24 protein-coding genes are annotated in these 21,562 nt (G+C 68.4%); 18 read left to right on the forward strand and 6 right to left on the reverse strand.

Features of this window, described 5'->3' with window-relative positions; all coding sequences use genetic code 11:
* Window positions 1-246: 246 nt before the first annotated feature.
* Window positions 247-1,113: a phage antirepressor gene (locus tag AC3WSN_RS13440; RefSeq protein ID WP_055959042.1), complete on the reverse strand. Its 867-nt coding sequence runs from the start codon at window positions 1,111-1,113 to the stop codon at window positions 247-249.
* Complete coding sequence (locus AC3WSN_RS13445; RefSeq protein WP_162238979.1) at window positions 1,110-1,742, reverse strand: hypothetical protein; 633 nt, start codon at window positions 1,740-1,742, stop codon at window positions 1,110-1,112. The genes AC3WSN_RS13440 and AC3WSN_RS13445 overlap by 4 nt, the downstream gene beginning before the upstream one ends.
* Window positions 1,743-1,947: 205 nt before the next feature.
* Between AC3WSN_RS13445 and AC3WSN_RS13450 the strand changes: the two genes are divergently transcribed.
* The 3 genes from AC3WSN_RS13450 (at window position 1,948) to AC3WSN_RS13460 (ending at window position 5,205) form a co-directional block, all read left to right on the forward strand.
* The gene (locus AC3WSN_RS13450) at window positions 1,948-2,211 is read left to right on the forward strand and encodes a helix-turn-helix transcriptional regulator (RefSeq protein WP_146180523.1); all 264 of its coding nucleotides are present in this window, start codon (window positions 1,948-1,950) and stop codon (window positions 2,209-2,211) included.
* Window positions 2,212-3,013: 802 nt separating this feature from the next.
* Window positions 3,014-4,252, forward strand: a complete 1,239-nt coding sequence (locus AC3WSN_RS13455) for a hypothetical protein (protein WP_055959032.1) — start codon at window positions 3,014-3,016, stop codon at window positions 4,250-4,252.
* 599 nt (window positions 4,253-4,851) lie between these two features.
* Entirely contained in the window at window positions 4,852-5,205 is a 354-nt protein-coding gene (locus tag AC3WSN_RS13460; RefSeq protein ID WP_056251355.1) for a DUF4376 domain-containing protein, read from the forward strand.
* Between the two features lie 517 nt (window positions 5,206-5,722).
* Here the strand turns inward: AC3WSN_RS13460 and arsH are convergent.
* Window positions 5,723-6,475, reverse strand: coding sequence for an arsenical resistance protein ArsH (gene arsH / locus AC3WSN_RS13465; protein WP_055959029.1), 753 nt, complete (start codon window positions 6,473-6,475; stop codon window positions 5,723-5,725).
* Between the two features lie 47 nt (window positions 6,476-6,522).
* On the opposite strand from arsH, the gene AC3WSN_RS13470 reads away from it, so the two are divergent.
* From AC3WSN_RS13470 to AC3WSN_RS13495, 6 genes are all read left to right on the forward strand, one after another.
* The gene (locus AC3WSN_RS13470; RefSeq protein ID WP_055959026.1) at window positions 6,523-6,870 is read left to right on the forward strand and encodes an ArsR/SmtB family transcription factor; all 348 of its coding nucleotides are present in this window, start codon (window positions 6,523-6,525) and stop codon (window positions 6,868-6,870) included.
* Window positions 6,870-7,295, forward strand: a complete 426-nt coding sequence (gene arsC / locus AC3WSN_RS13475) for an arsenate reductase (glutaredoxin) (protein WP_055959023.1) — start codon at window positions 6,870-6,872, stop codon at window positions 7,293-7,295. Before AC3WSN_RS13470 ends, arsC begins: the two co-directional genes overlap by 1 nt.
* Window positions 7,296-7,331: 36 nt before the next feature.
* A complete protein-coding gene (locus AC3WSN_RS13480; protein ID WP_055959020.1) occupies window positions 7,332-8,627 on the forward strand; it encodes an arsenic transporter in 1,296 nt (431 codons plus the stop codon).
* Between the two features lie 7 nt (window positions 8,628-8,634).
* Window positions 8,635-9,807: an MFS transporter gene (locus AC3WSN_RS13485; RefSeq protein ID WP_055959019.1), complete on the forward strand. Its 1,173-nt coding sequence runs from the start codon at window positions 8,635-8,637 to the stop codon at window positions 9,805-9,807.
* Between the two features lie 113 nt (window positions 9,808-9,920).
* Complete coding sequence (locus AC3WSN_RS13490; protein ID WP_055959016.1) at window positions 9,921-10,307, forward strand: ArsR/SmtB family transcription factor; 387 nt, start codon at window positions 9,921-9,923, stop codon at window positions 10,305-10,307.
* Entirely contained in the window at window positions 10,304-11,281 is a 978-nt protein-coding gene (locus AC3WSN_RS13495; RefSeq protein WP_055959013.1) for an arsenic resistance protein, read from the forward strand. Before AC3WSN_RS13490 ends, AC3WSN_RS13495 begins: the two co-directional genes overlap by 4 nt.
* Window positions 11,282-11,408: 127 nt before the next feature.
* On the opposite strand, the gene AC3WSN_RS13500 is transcribed toward AC3WSN_RS13495, so the two are convergent.
* Window positions 11,409-11,822 (reverse strand): MerR family transcriptional regulator, encoded by a 414-nt coding sequence (locus AC3WSN_RS13500; protein ID WP_055959010.1) that lies wholly within the window; start codon window positions 11,820-11,822, stop codon window positions 11,409-11,411.
* Window positions 11,823-11,866: 44 nt separating this feature from the next.
* Here AC3WSN_RS13500 and AC3WSN_RS13505 point away from each other — a divergent pair, with 44 nt between their 5' ends.
* The 7 genes from AC3WSN_RS13505 (at window position 11,867) to AC3WSN_RS13535 (ending at window position 18,900) form a co-directional block, all read left to right on the forward strand.
* Window positions 11,867-12,304, forward strand: coding sequence for a mercury transporter MerT (locus AC3WSN_RS13505; protein ID WP_162238978.1), 438 nt, complete (start codon window positions 11,867-11,869; stop codon window positions 12,302-12,304).
* 8 nt (window positions 12,305-12,312) lie between these two features.
* Window positions 12,313-12,543 (forward strand): GDCCVxC domain-containing (seleno)protein, encoded by a 231-nt coding sequence (locus AC3WSN_RS13510; protein ID WP_055959007.1) that lies wholly within the window; start codon window positions 12,313-12,315, stop codon window positions 12,541-12,543.
* 286 nt (window positions 12,544-12,829) lie between these two features.
* Window positions 12,830-13,225 carry a hypothetical protein gene (locus AC3WSN_RS13515; protein WP_055959004.1) on the forward strand — a complete coding sequence of 132 codons (396 nt, stop codon included), beginning with the start codon at window positions 12,830-12,832 and terminating at the stop codon, window positions 13,223-13,225.
* 81 nt (window positions 13,226-13,306) lie between these two features.
* Window positions 13,307-13,711: a FixH family protein gene (locus AC3WSN_RS13520; RefSeq protein ID WP_055959001.1), complete on the forward strand. Its 405-nt coding sequence runs from the start codon at window positions 13,307-13,309 to the stop codon at window positions 13,709-13,711.
* The gene (locus AC3WSN_RS13525) at window positions 13,708-15,234 is read left to right on the forward strand and encodes an efflux RND transporter periplasmic adaptor subunit (protein ID WP_055958997.1); all 1,527 of its coding nucleotides are present in this window, start codon (window positions 13,708-13,710) and stop codon (window positions 15,232-15,234) included. The genes AC3WSN_RS13520 and AC3WSN_RS13525 overlap by 4 nt, the downstream gene beginning before the upstream one ends.
* Complete coding sequence (locus AC3WSN_RS13530) at window positions 15,231-18,407, forward strand: efflux RND transporter permease subunit (protein WP_055958995.1); 3,177 nt, start codon at window positions 15,231-15,233, stop codon at window positions 18,405-18,407. The genes AC3WSN_RS13525 and AC3WSN_RS13530 overlap by 4 nt, the downstream gene beginning before the upstream one ends.
* Window positions 18,408-18,567: 160 nt before the next feature.
* Complete coding sequence (locus tag AC3WSN_RS13535; protein ID WP_055958992.1) at window positions 18,568-18,900, forward strand: four-helix bundle copper-binding protein; 333 nt, start codon at window positions 18,568-18,570, stop codon at window positions 18,898-18,900.
* A 28-nt stretch (window positions 18,901-18,928) separates the two neighbouring features.
* Here AC3WSN_RS13535 and cueR read toward each other — a convergent pair whose 3' ends face one another.
* Window positions 18,929-19,402, reverse strand: a complete 474-nt coding sequence (cueR, locus tag AC3WSN_RS13540; RefSeq protein ID WP_055958989.1) for a Cu(I)-responsive transcriptional regulator — start codon at window positions 19,400-19,402, stop codon at window positions 18,929-18,931.
* A gap of 137 nt (window positions 19,403-19,539) precedes the next feature.
* On the opposite strand from cueR, the gene AC3WSN_RS13545 reads away from it, so the two are divergent.
* Window positions 19,540-20,289: a MauE/DoxX family redox-associated membrane protein gene (locus AC3WSN_RS13545; protein ID WP_055958985.1), complete on the forward strand. Its 750-nt coding sequence runs from the start codon at window positions 19,540-19,542 to the stop codon at window positions 20,287-20,289.
* 5 nt (window positions 20,290-20,294) lie between these two features.
* Window positions 20,295-21,038, forward strand: coding sequence for a DUF4396 domain-containing protein (locus AC3WSN_RS13550; RefSeq protein WP_055958982.1), 744 nt, complete (start codon window positions 20,295-20,297; stop codon window positions 21,036-21,038).
* A gap of 92 nt (window positions 21,039-21,130) precedes the next feature.
* Here AC3WSN_RS13550 and AC3WSN_RS13555 read toward each other — a convergent pair whose 3' ends face one another.
* Window positions 21,131-21,397, reverse strand: a complete 267-nt coding sequence (locus AC3WSN_RS13555) for a hypothetical protein (protein WP_055958979.1) — start codon at window positions 21,395-21,397, stop codon at window positions 21,131-21,133.
* Window positions 21,398-21,562: the final 165 nt, after the last annotated feature.

Genomic DNA, 21,562 nt, shown 5'->3' on the forward strand with positions numbered 1-21,562 from the left:
TCGGGGGTGCTGCAGCGCGCCCCACGAGCGAGGCCGGATTCCGCTCTCGGTGTAACGCCGATCGCGCGGACTGAAACGCGCGAAAATATGCTGAGAGCGTGCCGAAACCGTGCGCAGGCGTGCCCGGGCCGGGTTGCCAATGATAGCGAACCGGCCTTCGCTCCCATTTCGCTGCACAAGATTTCAGGCACGAAAAAGGGGCCCGGTCACCCGGGCCCCTCGTCACCACTCAGAGTCTGAGTGGTGTCAGTCGAACAGGTCGGGCTCCCGTGCGGCCCGCCAGTCGACGGAGACGCAGAGCTCGCGTCCGTAGTGGAGGATGCCCTTCGACGTCATCTTCGGCGTCGCACGGGGCTTGCCGCCGTACTCCTCGATCCGGACGCGGAACGGGGCACGGTCGATGAGGTCCTGCCGGGGGAGGTTCGACCTGTTCAGATCCAACAGGTCGCCGCGCTCCTTCAGCCAAGCGATGAACTTGTTCGGCTTTTGCCCGAGGGCCTTGCCACCGGCCTGGAGGCTGTAGAGCCCCTCGCTCTCGGCGAACCGCTCGACGCACTCCACCGCCGGCCGGGCCCGCTGTACCTGCCGCTGCGAGGCGGTGAGCTGGCGAGAGGTGTCGATGAGCTCCTGGTCTGTGATGACGAGGCGCTCGACGAGGGCGTCCTCCCGATCCATCCGGGCCAGGAGCATCCTCCTCAGCACCCTGTTATCGTCGAGGTCCTCGGGGATCGCGACCGGCGTCGGGGCGGGTGCCACGGCGTAGGAATCGGTCCGCCGGATCTCGGGGAGGACCTCGTTCATCGCCCACCGACGGAACCGCCATGCCGTCGCGCCCTTCACGAGGGCACGCTGGCTGCGCATCAGCAGGGTGTAGAGACCGCCCTCGGTGATGACCAGGACCTCGCCCTGGGGATGCCCTAAGAAGATCTTAGCCCTCTCGTCCTCGTCGAGCGCCTTGAGCGAGACGGACGGGTTCGAGAGGCGGGCGGCCTTGCAGACGTCGGCGCCGACGAACCAGGGCAGCCCGTCGATCTCCACGACGCGGATGTCGTGGTTGTCGAAGCGGAAGATCGAGATCGCCGGCGCGGCCGGGATGCGGACGATGGCGTTCACGCGCGCCTCCCGTCGGTGGCGAGGGGTACGGCCACGAAGGCGATGTTCGGGGGCAGTAGGCCGGCGATGTCCCGCGCGGTCTCGGGCGCACCGATGACGATGCCCCGCTCGTACTGTCTGTTCTCGGCCAGGCATTCGACCATGTCGTGCAGGTCGCTCACGACGGCGGCCCGGCAGACGTAGACGCAGGGCACGTCCTTCCCGTCGATCAGGACGTGCCAGAAGGCCCGGGCGAACGGGCGGACTTTGCTGACCTCGGCGCCTGGCAGAAATGCGCCCGGGTCCCGGCGGAAGATCGCCTCGCGCGCCTTGTCGCTCTTCCCGCCCGGCGCGTCGTCGCCGGTCACCAGGAGGAGGCGGTCACGCGCAGCGGCTTTGGCGGCCTCGATCCGGAGCTCGATCGTACCGAGGACGCTCCTGCGCAGCATCGGGAACGCCGGCTCGGCAGTGCGCTCCAGGAGGAACGACCGCGCCGCGTGGGGATCCTCGACGCTCATGGCCGCCGCGATCTCAAGGACCGAGGCCTCCTCGAAGCGCTCGGCGTACTGCGAAATTCCCTGGGCGAGGGACGCGGCGAGGCTACCGTTCGGGGCGGTCGTGGTGGTAAGGTGGGTGCACGGTTCGGTCACGGGGATGCTCCTGTGGCTGACCAGGCCTCGGCGGCGTTCGCGCGCCTCCGGGGCCATTTTTTTTCGCCAGTGGATCCGGCGATGTCGGCACGAATCGGAGGATATCACCTTCTTCTGAGAACGCGAGTCGATGTGCCGTCATTGCACGTTTCGGGCGCTTTGGTGATAATGGCCTTCCATCGAATCCGGCTCGGAGTGCCTCGTCGTGTATCCCTCCCCAATGCAGCTGCGCGCCGCGCGGACCCTCGTCGGCCTGACGCAGGACGAAATTTCCCGACGCGTCGGCCTGTCCCAGAGGACCATGGTCGCCGTCGAGATGAGGAAGTCGTCCCTGAGCGCGCTCCACTCCGTGATGGGGTTTTACGCCGGCTTGGGCATCAGCTTCTCAGGCACGCCCGACTACACGGTGCAGACCGTCACCTACACGCAGGCGACGCCTCCGGACGTGCCCCCGATCCCGGCCACGTAAGGGGATGTCTGGCGGGCGGTGACCTGCGCGCGGCGCGGTTCGCTGCCGCGATGAGTTTGCCTCGGTAGCGCCCGCCCCACCGTGCCAGGACGCTCTCCACGCCCTCGCTCGCCAGCGTTGCCCGCACGGCGGCCGCGGTTGGGGTGACCCTCAGCCGACTCTCCCAATCCTCCTCGTGGACTAAGCGGACCGCGCGAATCGGTCAGGTGTAGTCAACGGGCACGAATGCGTCCCCAAGGGCGGCGCAAGCCGATCGGCATGCCCGGTAGGTCGGGACAGGGTCGGCGAGGATGCCGACTCGCAGCAGGCCTGCGAAGGTGAGTAGGAACGCCTGGTCACTGGGCATCACGCCTCGGCTCCGATCCTACCGGCGTCGATGTGCTTCACGGCCGACAGGGCCCGCTCCAGGGCCGCCGCGAGGTCGTCGGGTAGACCCCGATCGGGTTAGGAGTTCGAGCCACCAGCTCACCAAGCTGTTCGCGGATTCGATATGTCCTCACGGCATCAGGCGACGGCCGCATGCGAGCACAAATAAATTTTCGACCGCATTAGAGCCCCGTGGAGCCGTCCACGGGGCTCGTTGGCTGAATCCTCCGGTGCCTCGAAGTTAGGCCGTGGGCGAGGCTGAAATCGATGCTTTACCCCCGTGAGATCATGCACCCCGTCGGGGCGGTTGAACTACTGGTCTCGCGAAGTATATCAGCGGATCTCCAAAGCACATACCCATAGACTAAGGCTAATGTCGAGCGGATCATCGGTCCCGACACGGCGGTGTGGTGCCTGACGTGTCGATGGATACGACATGCTCAACACGGCACAGGCGCGCGACCGCGCCCTCGATTTCCACTGGCGCATCCCGGAGAACATCCTCTCGGCCGCCGGCATCCCCGACATCCCCGATCGCAGGCAGGACGTCGCCAGGCGCAGCGTCCTCGCGGCCGCGTGCATCGCGGCCGACATGGCGCCCGGCGAGGATCGCTGGGTCAGCTACTCGCGCCGCAAGGCGTTCTACGCCGGTCAATCGCGGTACATGGGCCTGCCCTACACCTACGACCGCGTGCTCGCCGCCGTGGCTGAACTCGTCGAGCTCGGGCTGATCGAGGAGGTCCGGGCCCGCCCTGGCGACCACCTCTCCACCGGGATGCAGAGCCGCCTGCGTGCGACCCCCGACCTCGTCCACGCCTTCCGCGACGCGCCCTTCGAGTACGAGACGCGTCGCTGCCGCCTCATCCTCAAGGACGAGGCCGGCGACGTCATCGGCTACGACCCGACACGTCAGACGCGACGCCTGGAGGCCGAGCTCGACCGCATCAATGCCTACCTCGGCAAGGTCTCGGTCACGATGCCGACGGGCAACGGGTGGGAGCACGCCACGCGCGTTGTCCGAGCCCGCAACGACCGCAAGGAGAAGGGGACGTGGGCCAGCGTCGTCCCGACCCCGAGCCCCGAGGTTTACCGCGTGTTCGGCCGTGGCCGTTGGGACCGCCATGGCCGGCTCTACGGATGGTGGCAGAACCTCCCCAAGGGACGCCGCCGGGAGCTCCTCATCAACGGCGAGGCGGCCTTCGAGCCGGACTTCGCCACCCTCCATCCGCGGATCCTCTACGCAGCCCGTGGTCACGTCTTGCGCCACGATCCCTACGTCACGGGGACATTCCCCCGTGACGAGGGCAAGCTCGCCCTCAACGTCGCCTTGAACGCGAAGACCATGAACGCGGCAGCGGCGGCCATTATGGACAAGGACGACTGGGAGCACGGCTGGGACTACACCCGCGGCCTGCTCAAGGCCGTCGTGGCGCGGAACACCCCCATCGCCGCAGACATCGCTGCAGACCGTGGGATCCGCTGCATGGCCGTAGACAGCGCCATGGCGGTGGATGTCCTCAAGGCCTGCGAGAAGGCGTCCATCCCCTGCCTGCCCGTCCACGATAGCTTCATCGTACCGGCCTCCAAGGGCCCGTGGATGGAGGCCAAGATGGACGAAATCCTGACGGGCGTTCTCGGCGCTGTAACCCGTTCTCCCTCAACGATAATCGGGTAATTGGTTCCACATATGGGCCCCTGGGCCCCCGTTGTACCCTTGGGCCCGGGCCTCCTGGTTCCCCGCAGGTCGTCATCCCGCCGTCGTCCCCCTGCTACCTTCCCCGTCGCTGCCGCCTGCCCCGTTCCCCGGTGTAGCTCACTACCGTGACGCTCTGCGCCGCCCTCCCTGGATGTGGCTGGCCGTCGACGCTCGGGGGGGGTCGTAGGAATGGCTCTACCCCCTACTGGACCGCCGTCGTTCCAAGTCTAGAACCGCCGCTTACCCCTTGCTAGACCGTCGTTATTCGCCCTCTTTTGCTTGTCCGATGCTGTTCGGTGGGGTATATTCTAGACTGTCGACGTATCCGTCGTCCTCGCGATGCACCACATCCTGAGCGCACCCTCCGGCCCCCGGGGTCGGGGGGTGTTATGTTTCAGGGCCCCACGTGACGTTCACCCCCTTAACGCCCCCGGTCCACGCTATCTTACATGGTTAGTCTCTCCCTCGACGTCATCTGCGACGCGGTCGGCGCCTGGCTGTGGCTCAGGTAGGCCCAACAGGCCGATGGCTCCTGGCTCGATCCGAACGCTCCGGCTCCGCCCGACGCGGCCGCTGTCCTGGCCTACGCATACGAGGCGCACCTAGCGGCCGAGGCGGGCGGCACAACGTGGGACGGCTGGGCGGTCGCCGTCAACGAGCGGGCCCTGACGCGCACGCTAAGCGAGGTCACCGCGACGCTGCTCGACGCCCGGAAGGACAGCGACCCGTGGACGTTCGCCGACGGGGTAGATCGGCCCCTCACGAACGACCGCTTGAAGGTGCTGAGCCTGCAGATCCGGAGGCATATTGGCGTCTGTCTGGCGGTCTACAACCAGGTCGCTGCCGGCATCGGCGCCGGCGCCATCACCACCGCGGAGGTCGACGGCGCCTTCGCCGACGTCGACGCGATCGTCTTGAAGGCGGCGTCGTGACCATCCCACTCCTGGCCATCCTCGCTCGCCCCCTGACCGCGTCGACCCTCTCCGAAGTGGCGGTGCTGGAGACAGCGACGCACGGGACCGTCCGGACCTGGGCGGGGTTCGTTCGGCGCAAGGCCAAGGAGGACGTGATGCCTAGCGAAATTTCTGCTCCTGACTGCGGAGCCGATCGCCTCCATCGCCGAGGCCGACGCGCCGGGCACGGACGTCGGCGACCTCGTCTACGTCTCGGGGACGCTCCACTCCGTCCGGTCCCCCTCGCTGACCGAGGCGGCATGCGGAAGCTCCAGCTGAGCCTAGTGAAGCTGACCGCCGTCGACGTTGGCGAAGGATCCGTCCACGTCGCGATCGTCGGCGCCCCGACGAGACGGCCCCCGTGGTCGCCATCGTGGCGGCCGACATGCCCCAGCGCTCAGACTCTTGTGCTTACGGTCGTGGAGCCCTTGAAATAGGGATCGCTATCCTACCGGGCGAGGCGATGGCGTAGAAGAGGTCGGCGTGGACGTGCAGATCAGGAGGGTCGCTTCACGAACCCGATGTCGACGGCGACGGCCTTGAGCCTTTCGGGCTCGCGCTCCTTGCGTTCCGAATACCGGTCGACGAGGTAGTCGGATCGCTCGCGGGTGAGGAGCGTGAACTTCATCAGCTCCTCGCAGACATCGACCACCCGGTCGTAGAGCGGACCCGGCTTCATCCGGCCGGCCTCGTCGAACTCCTTGTACGCCATCGGGACCGAGGACTGGTTCGGGATGGTGATCATCCGCATCCAGCGACCGAGCACGCGGAGGCTGTTGACCGCGTTGAACGACTGCGAGCCGCCGGAGACCTGCATCACGGCGAGCGTCCGCCCCTGCGTCGGGCGCACCGAACCCTCCGAGAGCGGCAGCCAGTCGATCTGGCTCTTGATGACCCCGGTCATGGCGCCGTGTCGCTCGGGGCTGACCCAGACGTGGCCCTCCGACCAGATCGAGAGGTTTCGGAGTTCCCGGACCTTCGGGTGATCGGCAGTGGCGTCGTCGGGCAGCGGCAGGCCGTGCGCGTCGTAGATCCGCACCTCGCCGCCCATCGCCTCCAACAGGCGCGCGGCCTCGTAGGCGAGGAGGCGGCTGAACGAGCGCTCACGGAGCGATCCGTACAGGATCAGGAAGCGCGGGGCGTGGGTGAACGGTGTCTTCACGTGCAGGGCGTCGGTCGTCGGGACCACGAAATGCCCCTCGCTTAGGTTCGGCATTCCATCGGCGAAGGGCTGCAGGGGCTTGTCCAAGACGTTTCATTCCTCTACGTTTCAACGATGGTTGAGATATTGACATCATGATGGACGAACGGCAAGCCGTGGCGGCCTTCGCGGCCCTCGGCCAGGAGCATCGCCTGCGTATCGTGCGCCAGCTCGTCACCGCCGGCCCTGACGGCACGGCGGCCGGGACGCTCGCCGAGGCGGTCGGCGTGTCGGGCACTAACCTGTCGTTCCACCTGAAGGAGCTCTCGCATTCCGGGCTGGTCACGTCCCGGCGCGAGGGGCGCTCGATCATCTACAGCGCCGCCTACCCGGACCTGTCCGAGCTCATCCAGTTCCTGATGCGCGACTGCTGCCAGGGACGCCCTGAGGTCTGCGCCCCGGCTGTCGCTGCCCTTGCCGCCTGTTGCACGGAGACCACCTGATGGACGTCGTGATCTACCACAACCCGGATTGCGGCACGTCCCGCAATACCCTAGCCCTCATCCGCAACGCCGGCATCGAGCCGCACGTGGTCGAGTACCTGAAGACGCCCCCAAACCGGACCCTGGTGCGCCAGCTTGCCGAGCGGGCGGGCGTGAAGGTCCGTGATCTGCTCCGTGAGAAGGGAACGCCCTTCGGCGAGCTCGGCCTCTCGGACCCGAGCCTGACGGACGATCAGCTTCTGGATGCCATCGGCGAGCATCCGATCCTGCTGAACCGCCCCTTGGTCGTCACCCCACTGGGTGTTGCCCTATGCAGGCCCTCCGAGGCGGTCCTCGACCTCCTTCCCGCCCAACAGGGCGAGTTCGTCAAGGAGGATGGCGAGCGCGTCGTCGACGAGCACGGGCGCCGCGTCGCTACCGCCTGACCCCACCCACACCCCCAAGAACAAGAAACAGTCCCGATGCTCGCGCTCGCCATCTTCGTGGTCACCCTCGTCTTCGTCATCTGGCAGCCGCGGGATTTCGGCATCGGGTGGAGCGCCCTGATCGGGGCCGCCGTGGCACTGGGCACCGGGGTCATCCATCCCGGGGACATCCCGGTGGTCTGGCACATCGTCTGGGACGCCACCTTCACCTTCGTGGCCCTCATCATCATCTCGCTCCTGCTCGACGAGGCCGGCTTCTTCCACTGGGCGGCGCTCCACATCGCCCGGTGGGGCGGCGGCCGGGGGCACCTGCTGTTCCCGCTGGTGATCCTCCTCGGTGCCGCCATCGCGGCGGTGTTCGCCAACGACGGGGCGGCCCTGCTGCTCACCCCCATCGTGCTCGCCATCCTGCTGCGCCTCGACTTCAAGCCGGCGGCGGCCCTGGCCTTCATCGTCGCCTGCGGGTTCGTGGCGGATTCGACCAGCCTGCCGCTGGTGATCTCCAACCTCGTCAACATCGTCTCGGCGAACTTCTTCGACATCACCTTCAGCCGCTACGCCGCCGTGATGGTCCCGGTGAACCTCGTCTCGCTGGCCGCGACCCTGGTGGTGCTGTGGTTGTTCTACCGGAGCGACCTGCCAACCACGTACCCGGTGACCGAGCTCGAACCGCCGCGCCACGCGATCAAGGATCCGCTTGTCTTCAAGGCGGCCTTCCCGCTCCTCGCCCTGCTGCTGGTGGCCTACTTCATGACGGCCCCGTTCGGCGTGCCGGTCTCGGTGGTCACCTGCGCCGGCGCACTGGTCCTGCTGGCGCTGGCGAACCGAAGCCGCGTCATCCCGATCCGCAAGGTGCTCGCGGGTGCCCCCTGGCAGATCGTCCTGTTCAGCCTCGGCATGTACCTCGTAGTCTACGGCCTGAAGAACGCCGGCCTGACCGATTACCTGGCGCAAGGCCTCGTGCGGCTCTCGGGCTTCGGTCCGTTCGTCGCCACCCTCGGCACGGGGGTCGCCGCCGCGATCCTGTCGTCGGTGATGAACAACATGCCGAGCGTGCTCGTCGGCGCGCTCTCCATCCAGCAGGCCCCGGACCTGTCGCCCCTGATGCGCGAGCTGATGGTGTACGCCAACGTCATCGGTTGCGACCTCGGCCCGAAGTTCACGCCCATCGGCAGCCTGGCGACCCTGCTCTGGCTCCACGTCCTCGACACCAAGGGCCAGCGTATCACCTGGGGCCAGTACATGCGGGTGGGCCTGGTCATCACGCCACCGGTCCTCTTGGTCACCCTGGCGGCCTTGGCGGTCTGGCTACCCGTTCTCGGGGCCCGGTAGCGATCCGATGGCCCCGGCGCGCCGATGGCCCGTGATCTCGGCCCTGGGCGTGATCCAGATCCTGACCTGGGGCTCCTCGTTCTACCTCCTGTCGGTGCTGGCCGCGCCGATGTCGAAGGATACGGGATGGCCCCTCGGCTGGGTTATCGGAGGGCTGTCCCTTGGCCTCCTCGTCGCAGGCCTCGTCTCGCCGCGGGTGGGAGCCTTCATCGGGGAGCATGGCGGGCGGCCGGTGCTGGCCTTCGCCGCCATCGCGCTGGCGCTGGGCCTCATGGGCCTTGCCCTTGCCCCGAACCTCACGGCTTACCTCGCGGCCTGGCTCCTCGTCGGCCTCGGCATGGGCACCGGCCTGTACGACCCCGCCTTCGCCACGCTCGGGCGCCTCTACGGCGCCGAGGCAAGGCCCGCCATCACGACCCTGACCCTGTGGGGCGGCTTCGCCAGCACGGTGTGCTGGCCGCTCTCGGCCTTCCTGATCGAGCGGGTCGGCTGGCGCGGGACCTGCCTCGCCTATGCCGGGCTGCACCTCTCGGTCACGCTGCCGCTCGTCCTGCTCGCGATCCCCCGGCCCCCCGCGCATCCGGTCACGCGATCCGAAGGCGCGATCCCCGGCGTCCGGCTCGATGGCCGGGAGCGTCGTGCCTTCCTCCTCATGGCAGGGGTGCTGACCCTCGGCGGCACGGTGATGGCCATGGTCTCGGTGCACCTCATCACCCTGCTCCAGGCCCGTGGCGTGGCTCTCACCTCGGCCGTCGCCTATGGTGCCCTGATCGGACCGGCACAGGTGGGTGCGCGCATCGTCGAGATGGCCGGCAAGGGTCGGCACCATCCCCTCTGGACCCTGACCGCCGCCATGGTCCTGGTGGTCCTCGGGATCGCGATGCTGACGGCCGGCCTACCCTTGGTCGGGCTGGCGCTGGTCCTCTACGGGGCCGGCAACGGGATCTACTCGATTGCACGGGGTACGGTGCCCCTGGCCCTGTTCGGTCCCGAACGCTACGCCGCGCTCGTCGGCCGCCTCGCCCGCCCGGGGCTGGTGGCCCAAGCGCTTGCACCCTCCGTCGGAGCCTTGGTCCTGACCCACGCGGGCGCGGACGCGACCTATGCACTGCTCAGCGTGCTCGCCGTGGCGAACGTTGCGCTTGCCCTATCGCTCTGGCGTGTCCGGCCGCGAAGCTAGGAAAGCGGAGGCTGCCTGGGACGTCCGCCGTGATCCGGTCCAGATCCGGTCCTTGCCTCCGACCCGTCGTGAGCCTACTGACGCTTAAACGATTCCATAACGGTTTAAGTGTCGTGCAGGAAAAGCAAGCGCTCGACGGCTTCGCGGCCATCGCGCAGGAAACCCGCCTACGCATCATCCGCATGCTGGTGACCGCCGGGGCGAAGGGCATGGCCGCCGGTGCCATCACCGAGGCCATCGCAGGTGCCTCGGCGCCGCGCATCTCGTTCCACCTCAACCACCTGGAGAACGCCGGCCTCGTCGAGAGCCGCCGCGAAGGTCGCTCGATCATCTACAGCGCGATCTTCCCGGCCCTGTCCGACCTCGTCGCCTTCCTCATGCGCGATTGCTGCGAGGGTCACTGCGAGGTCTGCGACCGCGCCATCGACCTGTTCGCCAAATGCACCGGACGGCCCCAGCGGGTCGAGCAAGCCCCCAGGATCGCCTGCGAGGAAGCATGACCACCTTGCGCGACATCCTCGAAGGCCGCCAGATCCCGATCTACTTCGCCGCCATCGGCCTGGCCGTCGTCGTTGCGCTGTTGGTCCCCGGAACCACGGCCCTGGACGTCGGGATCAACCCGGCCCTGGCGTTGATGCTGTTCGTCACCTTCCTCCAGGTACCCCTGCCCGAGTTGGGGAAAGCCTTTACGCGGGTCCGTTTCCTGGCGGCGCTCCTCGCCACGAACTTCGTCGCGCTGCCGATCCTGGTGGCCTGCCTGATCCAGTTCCTGCCCGCCAATCCGATGCTGCGGCTGGGCGTGCTCATGGTCCTGCTCACGCCGTGCATCGACTACGTTGTCACCTTCGCCCACCTCGGCCGCGCGGACGCCAAGGTGCTGCTGGCCTCCACCCCGGCGCTGCTGATCGCGCAGATGCTGCTGCTGCCGGTCTACCTCAACGTCTTCCTCGGCGAGGACGCCGCCAGGTTCGTCCAGGTCGGTCCGTTCGTGCACGCCTTCGTCTGGCTCATCGCGGTTCCCCTCGGACTTGCTGCGGCCGTGCAGATCTGGGCCGCACGCAGCCGCACCGGCCAGCGGATCGCCGCCGGGCTCGGGCTTCTGCCGGTGCCGGCAACGGCCCTCGTCCTGTTCGTGGTGATCGCGTCCGTCCTGCCCCAGCTCGGGCCCGCCCTGGACGACGCCCCGCGGGTGGTCCCCGTCTACGTCGTCTTCGCCGTGGCGGCTCCGCTGCTGGGTTGGGCGGTCGGGCGCGCGTTCCGCCTGGATGCCCCCACCGTCCGCACGCTGGCCTTCAGCGCCGCCACGCGAAACTCCCTGGTGGTCCTGCCGCTGGCGTTTGCGGTTCCGGGTGCCGTGCCACTCCTGCCCGCCGTCATCGTCACGCAGACGCTGGTCGAGCTCCTCAGCGAACTCATCTACGTCCGCCTCATGCCAAGGTTCGGCGCCCCGGCATCCTCGCCGGTCGACGCCTAGGTCGACGGTCGTTCCACGGACGAGCGGCTGCGTGACCCCGCATCGCCACCCGCTTCCGGCCTCTTGGGACCAAGACAAGGACGACCGGCGGTCCCGTTCCACTGCTGGGTGTCGGATGGGCCGGCTTTCACATCGGTGCATCGAGCATATCGAGAACCGGGCAGGCCGGCGTCGGGGCGCCGCTGCACCGCTCCACGGTGTCGCTCAGGATGCGCTCAAGCCGCGCGAGACGGGCGAGCTTGGCGCGGACCTCGGCAAGGTGGGCGGCTGCGACGTCCCGGACCTCGCCACAGGACCGGTGCCCGGGCGCGGCCAACGCCAGCAGGGTCCGGATGTCCTCGATCCCGAAGCCCAATGCGCGAGCCTGACGGATGAACGCCAGGCGCCGGACATGGGCAGGATCGTAGGCCCTGTGACCGCCCTCCGTGCGAGCCGGCGGCGGCATGAGCCCGATGCGCTCGTAGTAGCGGACGGTCTCCAGGTTGATCCCGGCCGCCGCCGCGATCTGCCCTATGGAGAGACCTCGCGCACCCTTCGCCATTTTTCGCTTGATCCCGTAGTGGCTACGGGATGCAGGGTGGCACGATGATGATCGACACACCATCCATGGCGCCTCCCGCAAGACCCGCCTCACGTCCGCGGGACGGCCTGCCGATTCCCTCGGGAAGCTGGTTCGCCGGGCTGGGCACGGTCGCCGGGCTGGGTGCCCTGGCGGCCTCGTCCTGCTGCGCCCTCCCGGTGGCGCTTGCCGGTCTCGGCGCGACAGGGGCGGTTTTCGGAGGATTGGCCATGTTGGCTAGCATCCGGCCGATCCTGCTTGGCGGGGCCGCCCTGGCCCTCCTCATGGGTTGGGCGCTGTTCTTCCGTTACCGGGCGACGGCATGCGACATGGCCGAACCATGTGCTCGCATGGGGCCGTCATGGCGTACCCCTGGCCTTCTGGGACTTGGGACGGTGCTGGTCGGTTTGGCGCTCGCGTGGGAACCATACCTTGAGCCTGTCGTGCTCAAGGCGATGCGGTGAGGCGGACGATGCAGCTTCGGTCCACCCTGACCTGCCCGCACTGCGGTCATCGAGCGACGGAGACGATGCCGACCGACGCCTGCCAGTTCTTCTACGAGTGCACCGGCTGCGGCACGCTCCTGCGCCCGAAGGCGGGCGACTGCTGCGTCTTCTGCTCCTTCGGCGAGGTCCCCTGTCCGCCCATCCAGGAAGCCCGCGAGAACGGCGGGTCCGCATCCTGCTGCTCGGGGTCCTCCTGAGCTGCGGACCGGACAGGAGGCATACCCGCTTGGTCCCGGTCCGGGCATGGTGCCGTGCTGGACGATCCGTCCTCTCCCGGTCACGATCCGACGCTCGATGGAGCGCGTCCGGTAGCCTCGGGTGCATGGCTCCGGGTCCCCGGGCGCGGGGCGTCCGGTCGTCGCGCGACACCTACGTCTTCCGTCCCGTGCCCGTCATCGCGAAACTCGCGCTCGTCGTATCCCCTTGGCGCGTCCGGTAGTCCCGTCCCTTCCTTGCCGGTCTGTGATGTGGCATCGTCGGACGGTGACCTTCTGGCTCGCCCTTCGCAGGCTGCTCCCGCTCCTGGCGGTCCTCAGCCTCGCCCTTGCGCCGGTGACCGCATCCGCGGCTGCCGCAGGCATGCGCGCGCCGACGGGCGTTCACGGTCACGCCATGGCGATGTCCGACGAGGCCATGGACGGCATGGCCGGGATGGCCATGGACGAGATGCCGTGCTGCCCCAAGGAGCGGCCGGACATGCCCGACTGCTCGAAGGGCTGCCCCCTGATGGCGCTTTGCCTGGCTAAGGTCGCCACCGGACTTCCGGTCGCCCTCGGACTTCCGGGTCGCGTCGCCCGCTTCGAGGGACCCACCTGGGCCGTCATCGCGTCCTTCGACAGCCTCTCGCAAGGGCCGCCCACCGAGCCTCCCCGAGCCTGAACCCGATGCCGCCGGCGTGAGCGCCGGCATGACGCCGCGCGTCCACGCGCGGCCCGCCATCGCGTTCAGGAGACAACACCCGTGACCCAGAAGCCTTTTCCGCGCGCCGTCTCGGCGGCGCTGCTCGGTGCCGCCCTGTCGGCGACCGCGTTCCCGGCGCTTGCCGACATCAAGGACTACCGCTTCGAGCTCTTGCAGCAGGAGGCCAAGGTCGGCGAGGCTGTCCTGTCGGTGCGCCTTCTCGATAAGCGCAGCGGCAAGCCGGTTCCCGACGCCGTGATCTTCGCCAAGCGCATCGACATGGCGCCCGACAGCATGGACGAGATGACCTCGAAGATCGAGCAGCTCCCCACGACCGAGCCGGGCGTCTATCGCTTCAAGGCGAAGCTCACGATGGCCGGCGGCTGGCGCCTGTCGCTCGGGGCCAAGGTCCAGGGCGAGACCGGCACGGTCGAGGACAAGCTGGTCTTCAAGGCCGTCAAGTGAGCCGCGCGGCCTGGTTCGCCGGGACCCTCGCCGCACTCGCGGCGGGGGGCGCCGGCTATGTCGCGGGGCATGGGGAGAACCCCGTGCCGGCGCTCGCCGAGCGCGCCCGGACGGAGCTCGCCCGGTGGTCTCCGGCCCCCATGCCGGCCGCGCAGGCTACGGCCCCCACGAAGGCGGCCGGACCGGTGGTCTACTACCAGGACCCGGACGGGAAGCCGGTCTACTCGCTGTCGCCGATGGCGACCGCGGATGGCCGGGAGTTCCGCGCGGTCCACGCTAGCGAGGACGTGCGCTTCGACGCTTCGGACGACGGCGAGGCCATGCCTGCCGACATGGCCGGCCAGGGGATGGCCGGGCATGACTTGGCCGCCCAGGACATGGGGAAGGCCGGGGACGCGAAGCCCGCCGCGGGCGCCCGCCGCATCCGCTACTACCGCAACCCGATGGGGCTGCCGGACACCTCGGCCACGCCCAAGAAGGATTCGATGGGGATGGACTACATCCCCGTCTACGAGGGTGAGGACAGCGACGGCAACGTCGTCACCGTCTCGCCCGGCAAGGTGCAGCGCACCGGCGTGCGGACCGAGGTCATCGAGCGCCGGGTGGTGGCGCAGCCCGTCCGGGTGCCCGGCACGGTCGCCCTCGACGAGCGGCGGGTGACGGTCATCGCGACCCGGTCGGACGCCTACGTCGACCATGTCGAGAACGTCACCACCGGCGACCGCGTCCGCAAGGGCCAGGCGCTGGTCCACGTCTACTCGCCCGAGATCAACGCGGCGGCGGCCCAGCTCATCGCCAACCCGGGCTTCGACGGCGCGAGGCGGCGCCTGCGGAACCTGAACGTCTCCGAGGCGGTGATCGACGAGATGGAGCGGACCCGGAACGTGCCGATGGCCATCACCTGGTCGTCGCCCCGGGACGGCATCGTCCTGCAACGGACCGCCATCGAGGGCATGAAGGCCGCGGCCGGCGATACCCTGTTCCGCATCGGCGACATCGCGACGATGTGGGTGCTCGCCGACGTGCCCGAGCGCGACCTTTCCAACGTCCGCGTCGGGCAAGCCGCCACGATCCGCCTGCGCTCGGCCCCGGGGCGCATCTACTCCGGCAAGGTCGGGACGATCTATCCGCAGGTGAACCCGGAGACCCGGGCCACGCGGGTGCGCATCGAGCTCCCGAACCCCGACGGCACCTTGCTGCCCGACATGTATGCCGACGTCGAGGTCGCGACCGGCGACACCAAGCCCGTGGTCGCGGTGCCGGACGACGCCGTCATCGACACCGGCGAGCGGCAGGTGGTGCTCCTCGACCGCGGGGAAGGCCGTTTCGAGCCGAAGGAGGTCAAGGTCGGCGTGCGCGGCACCGGCTACACCGAGATCCGCGACGGCATCTCGGCCGGCGACCGCGTCGTGACCTCCGCGAACTTCCTCATCGACGCCGAGAGCAACCTGAAGGCGGCCCTCCAGGGCATGGCGCCGCCCAAGGACGACCGGCTGGCCGCCGACGCGGGAGGCACGCCATGATCGCGCGCCTCATTGGCTGGTCGGCACGTAACCTCGTCCTGGTGCTGGTTGGGACCGTGTTCGCCGTCGCGGTCGGGGTGATGTCGCTGCGCACCCTGCCGCTCGACGCCATCCCCGACCTCTCGGACGTGCAGGCCATCGTCTACACGGAGTACCCGGGCCAGGCGCCACAGGTCGTGGAGGATCAGGTCACCTACCCGCTGACCACCGCCATGTTGACGGTGCCGAAGGCGAAGGTGGTGCGCGGCTTCTCGTTCTTCGGCGTGTCGTTCGTCTACGTCATCTTCGAGGACGGCACCGACCCGTACTGGGGCCGCTCGCGGGTGCTCGAATACCTCAACGCCGCGGCGAGCCGCCTGCCGGCCGGGGTAACCCCGACACTCGGCCCCGACGCCACGGGCGTGGGTTGGGTCTACCAGTACGTCGTCGTCGCAAAGGAACGGACGCTCGCCGAGCTTCGCTCCCTGCAGGACTGGGTGGTCCGGTTCGGGGCCTCGCGGGCAGAGGGCGTCGCCGAGGTCGCCGGCGTCGGCGGCTTCGTCAAGCAGTACAACGTCGTGGTCGACCCGAACCGGCTTCGTGCCCAGGGCATCTCCCTCAACAAGCTCCGGGACGCAATCCGGTCGAGCAACGCCGACGTCGGCGGCCGCACGGTCGAGCTCTCCGAGTTCGAGTTCATGGTCCGCGGTCGCGGCTACCTGAGGGGCGTCGCCGACATCGAGAACATCGTCCTCAAGACTTCCGGCGGCACGCCGCTGCGGGTCCGGGACGTCGCCCGGGTCGAGCTCGGACCGGACGAGCGTCGGGGCATCACCGAGATGAACGGCGAGGGCGAGGTCGCCGGCGGCATCGTCCTGCAGCGCTTCGGCGCGAACGCGCTGAACGTCATCGAGGGCGTGAAGGCGAAGCTTGCGGAGGTGGCGAAAAGCCTGCCCGCGGGCACCGAGATCCTGCCGGTCTACGACCGCTCCCAGCTCATCGACGCGGCCATCGACACCCTGCGGCACACGCTGGTCGAGGAGAGCGTCGTCGTCTCGCTCGTGTGCGTCGTGTTCCTGCTGCATGTGAGGAGCGCGCTCGTCGCCATCCTGATGCTGCCGGTCGGGATCCTGATGGCGTTCGTCGGCATGCGAGCCCTGGGTCTCGGCGCCAACATCATGAGCCTGGGCGGCATCGCCATCGCGGTCGGCGCCATGATCGACGCCGCCATCGTGATGATCGAGAACGCCCACAAGCACCTGGAACGGGCGCCGCCAGGCAAGCCGCGGACGGAGATCCTGGTGGAGGCGGCGTCCGAGGTCGGCCCATCCCTGTTCTTCTCGCTCCTCATCATCACGGTCAGCTTCCTGCCGATCTTCACACTGGAGAGCCAGGAAGGCCGGCTGTTCGGGCCGCTGGCCTTCACCAAGACCTTCGCCATGGCGGCAGCCGCGATCCTGTCGGTGACCTTGGTCCCCGCGCTGATGGTGCTGTTCGTGCGGGGCCGGATCATCCCGGAGCACAGGAACCCGCTGAACCGGCTCCTGATCTGGCTCTACCGGCCGCTCATCGCGGGCGTCCTGCGGGCGCGGGTGCTGACTGTCCTGCTCGCCCTCGGGGTGCTGGCGGCGACCGTGTGGCCGGCCCGTCAGCTCGGCTCGGAGTTCATGCCCGACCTCAACGAGGGCACGCTGATGTACATGCCGACGACCCTGCCGGGCCTGTCGGTGACCAAGGCCGGCGAGCTCCTCGCGACCCAGGACCGCATCATAAAATCCTTCCCGGAGGTAGCCTCGGTCTACGGCAAGGCGGGCCGCGCCAACACCGCGACCGACCCGGCGCCGATGGAGATGTTCGAGACGGTCATCGCGCTGAAGCCGCCGTCCGAGTGGCGCCCCGGCGTGACGCTGGCGAGCCTCAAGGCCGAGATGGACAAGGCCCTGCAGTTCCCGGGCGTGTCGAATGCATGGACGCAGCCGATCCGCGCCCGCATCGACATGCTCTCGACCGGCATTCGCACGCCCGTCGGCATCAAGGTGCTGGGCACCGACCTTAAGGAGATGGAAGGGGTCGCTCGCCAGGTCGAGGCGGTGGTGCGCAACGTGCCGGGCACGTCGAGCGCCTACGCCGAGCGGGTCATCGGCGGCTACTTCCTCGACATCACGCCGGACCGGGAGGCGCTCGGGCGCTACGGGCTGATGGTCGGGGACGTGCAGGACGTCATCGCGACGGCGCTTGGCGGCCAGAGCGTGACGAACACCGTCGAGGGACGCGAACGCTACACCGTCAACGTCCGCTACCCCCGGGCCTTCCGGTCCGATCCGCGGGCCATCGCCGACGAGGTGCAGGTGCCACTCCCGGCTGGGGGCACGGTGCCGTTGCGCGAGGTCGCCAAGGTCGAACTCACCCGGGGCCCGACCTCGATCCGCACGGAGAACGGACAGCTTGCGGTCTACATCTTCGTCGACATCAATGGGCGCGACCTCGGCGGCTACGTGGCCGAGGCGCGCAAGGCCGTGGTGGACGAGGTCAAGCTCCCACAGGGCACGACCCTGCAGTGGAGCGGGCAGTACGAATACCTGGAGCGGGCCGAGGCGCGCCTGAAGGTCGTGGTGCCGCTGACGCTGCTCGTCGTGTTCCTGCTGCTGTTCATCAACTTCCGGCGCCTGACCGAGACGCTCATCGTCATGCTGTCGCTGCCGTTCGCCCTGGTCGGCGGCATCTGGCTGATGTGGTGGATGGGCTTCAACATGTCGGTGGCCGTGGCGGTGGGCTTCATCGCGCTCGCCGGCGTCGCCGCCGAGACAGGGGTGATCATGCTGGTCTACCTCGACCACGCGCTCGACGAGGTCCGGGCCGCCTGCGCACGCGAGGGGCGGCCCCTGAACCGCGAGGACCTGCGGCGGGCGATCATGGTCGGTGCGGTCGAGCGGGTTCGCCCGAAGATGATGACCGTGACCGCCATCATGGCCGGCCTGATCCCGATCCTGTGGAGCACGGGCGCCGGCTCCGAAGTGATGCAGCGCATCGCCGTGCCGATGATCGGCGGGATGGTGTCCTCGACCGTGCTGACGCTGGTCGTCATCCCGGCGGTCTACGCCCTCGTGAAGGGATGGGGTCTGTCCGCGGCCGCCGAGACGCCGGCGAGCGTCGCCCCGGCCGAACGACCCGCTTACCGCGAGGCGGCGGAGTAGGCGCTTGCGGACGGATTGAGTATCCCGGGCATGAGAGAAGGAATTTATTAGAACGAACTATAGCCGTCTGAGTTGACAGAATGAGCAAGGCAATACTGGAGGGGTACTGTCATCCAGTGCTGACGCTCGTTTCTTTTTGTCTAACATCAAGGAGCTTCACATGAGCAATATGTCGAGCGAGATGCAGTCCTGCATCGACGAATGTCTTCGCTGCTACCAGACCTGCCTCGGCATGGCCTCGAACCGCTGCCTGCCGGCCGGCGGCAAGCACGTCGAGCCCGAGCACTTCCGCCTGATGCTGGCCTGCGCCGAGATGTGCCGGACGTCGGCGCACTTCATGCTGATCGGGACGAGGCATCACAAGCACACCTGCGCCGAGTGCGCCGACGTCTGCGAGGATTGTGCCCGAAGCTGCGAGCAGGTCGGCGACATGCAGCATTGCGTCGAGCAGTGCCGCCGCTGCGCCGAGAGCTGCCGGAAGATGGCTGCCTGACCGAAGCGCCGCCGGGGCCGGTTCGGACTCAGCGACCGGCCACGGCCTTCCGGCGCGGTGCGGGGGGCGGCATCGCCCCCGGGGAGGCGCCCGGATGGCAGGGCGGGACGTTCGCCCCGGTCTCCAGGCTGGCGATGATCGGGCAGTCCGGCCGGCCGTCGCCATCGCAGGCGTCGGCCAGGGACCGGAGGGCGTTCGCCATCTCGTTGAGTTGGCGGGCCCGCTGTTCGAGCTCCTTCACGTGGGCCCTCGCGATGGCCTTCACCTCGGCGTTGCTGCGGGCAGGGTCGCTCCAGAGCCCGAGCAGCACCCGGATGCGGTCCAGCGAGAAGCCCAGGTCCCGGGCGTGCCGGATGAAGCCGAGCCGGTGCAGGTCGGCGGTGCCATAATCGCGATAGCCGCTGTCGCGCCGGTCCGCCGGGGGCACGAGCCCGATGCTCTCGTAGTGCCGGATCATCTTGGCCGAGACCCCGGAGGCCCGGCTCGCCTCGCCAATGTTCATCGTGAGAGTCCCTCCGTTGACCTTCCTATGATGGGAAGGTGCAGGAAGGTCCGCAAGCCCAATCGGCCGCTGCCCGCACCCTGCTTCCACTTCGAGGCCCGGACGGCATCGCGCCCCGACAACCCACGGAGTTTCCGATGCAAGCCACCGCGTCCCGCAAGGCCGTCCTGTACCGCATGATGATGCCGCAGCACACGTGCCCCTACGGCCTCAAGGCGAAGGACCTCCTCGAACGCCAGGGCTTCCAGGTGGAGGACCATTGGCTGACCACCCGCGAGGAGACCGACCGCTTCAAGGCCGAGCATGCGGTCAAGTCGACGCCCCAGACCTTCATCAACGGCGAGCGCGTCGGGGGTTTCGACGACCTCAGGCGGCATTTCGGCCAGGCCGCCAACGACCCGAACGCGACGACCTACACGCCGGTGGTGGCGGTGTTCTCGATGACCGCGCTGATGGCGCTCGCGGCGAGCTACGCCGTGTACGGCACGCCCCTGACGGTCCGGGCGGGCGAGTGGTACATCGCCTTCAGCATGTGCGTCCTCGCCCTCCTCAAGCTGCAGGACGTCGAGACCTTCTCGTCGATGTTCCTCGGCTACGACCTGCTGGCCAAGCGCTGGGTGCGCTACGCCTACGCCTACCCGTTCCTGGAGGGCATCGCCGGCGTCCTGATGGTGGCCGGCGCCCTTAACTGGCTGTCGATCCCCGTGGCCCTGTTCATCGGCACCATCGGCGCGGTCTCGGTGTTCAAGGCGGTCTACGTCGACAAGCGCGAGATCAAGTGCGCCTGCGTCGGCGGATCGAGCAAGGTGCCGCTCGGCTTCGTCTCGTTGACCGAGAATGTGATGATGGTCGCCATGGCCGTCTGGATGCTGGCGATGGGGCATTGAGCGGCATGGCCACGACGTTCCCCGCCTGGCTCCACGCGCTCTCGATCCTGGCCCTGCTGCTCGGGGCCGCCTGCTCGTTGCTGCTGTCGGTGCAGGTCATTCGGCATCCGCAGCACATGACCGTGATGAACGTGGTCTGGCCGGTCAGCGCCTTGTTCGGCACGGTGGTCGTGGTCTGGGCCTACTTTCGCTATGGCCGCCTCGCGACCATGGAGGCGCATCACCGCGCGATGGAGCGGGACGAGAAGCCGCCGAACATGACGCAAACGCCGTTCCCGGTGATGGTGGGCAAGGGCGCGCTCCACTGCGGGAGCGGCTGCATGCTGGGCGACGTCGCCGCCGAGTGGCTCGCCTTCCTGGCGCCGGTGGTGGCGGTCTGGTTCGGCTGGCAGTCGCTGTTCGAGGAGAAGATGTACGCGGTCTGGGCGCTGGACTTCGTCTTCGCCTTCGGGCTTGGGATCGTGTTCCAGTATTACGCCATCGTGCCGATGCGCGGGCTCTCCCCGGGCCGGGGCATCGTCGCCGCGCTCAAGGCCGACACCTTGTCGCTGATCGCCTGGCAGGTCGGCATGTACGGCTTCATGGCGCTCGCGCAGTTCGCCGTGTTCCCGCACCTTGCCGGTCAACGGGCGCCGGTGAACTCAGTTGAGTTCTGGTTCGCCATGCAGGTCGCCGTGGTCGCGGGATTCATGACCAGCTACCCGGTGAACTGGTGGCTCGTCGGCTCCAGCATCAAGGAGCGGATGTAAGCTCGCTTCCGCCAGGCCGCGCGACCTGCCTGCCTTGAGGTCCGTCGTTTTAATAGAGAAGGAATAAGGGGCCCCGAAGGGCCCCTGGACGATCACATGCGGTGGTGGCGATGACCATGACCGTGGCGCATCATGTGGCCGCGGTGGTGATGGTGGCGCATCATGTGGCCGTGCCCGTGACGATGGCCCATCATGCGGCCATGGCCGCGGTGGCCGTGCATCCCGTCCATGCGGACGTCGACGATGCTGGTCTGGGCCTCGACGGCGCCGACCATGCCCGGGGCTGCCGACGCGGGGGCGGCGATGCCGATGGCGCCGAGCGCGGCCAGGGCAGCGACGGCGAAAAGGGACTTCCTCATGGGGGCTTCCTCGTGGGTTGTTGGTGGCTCGGTCTCGCCCGAGCCGATCATGGGACCGGCACGGACGGTACGGGAGCGACGAGGAACGGCTCCGCTTCTGAGACGGTTCCGTGGGTGCGCAGTCTCCCGGTCGCCTTGGATAAGGAAAGCTTTTCCGGAAACTCG

The organism is Methylobacterium sp. FW102-HT35C08 (assembly GCF_058790235.1).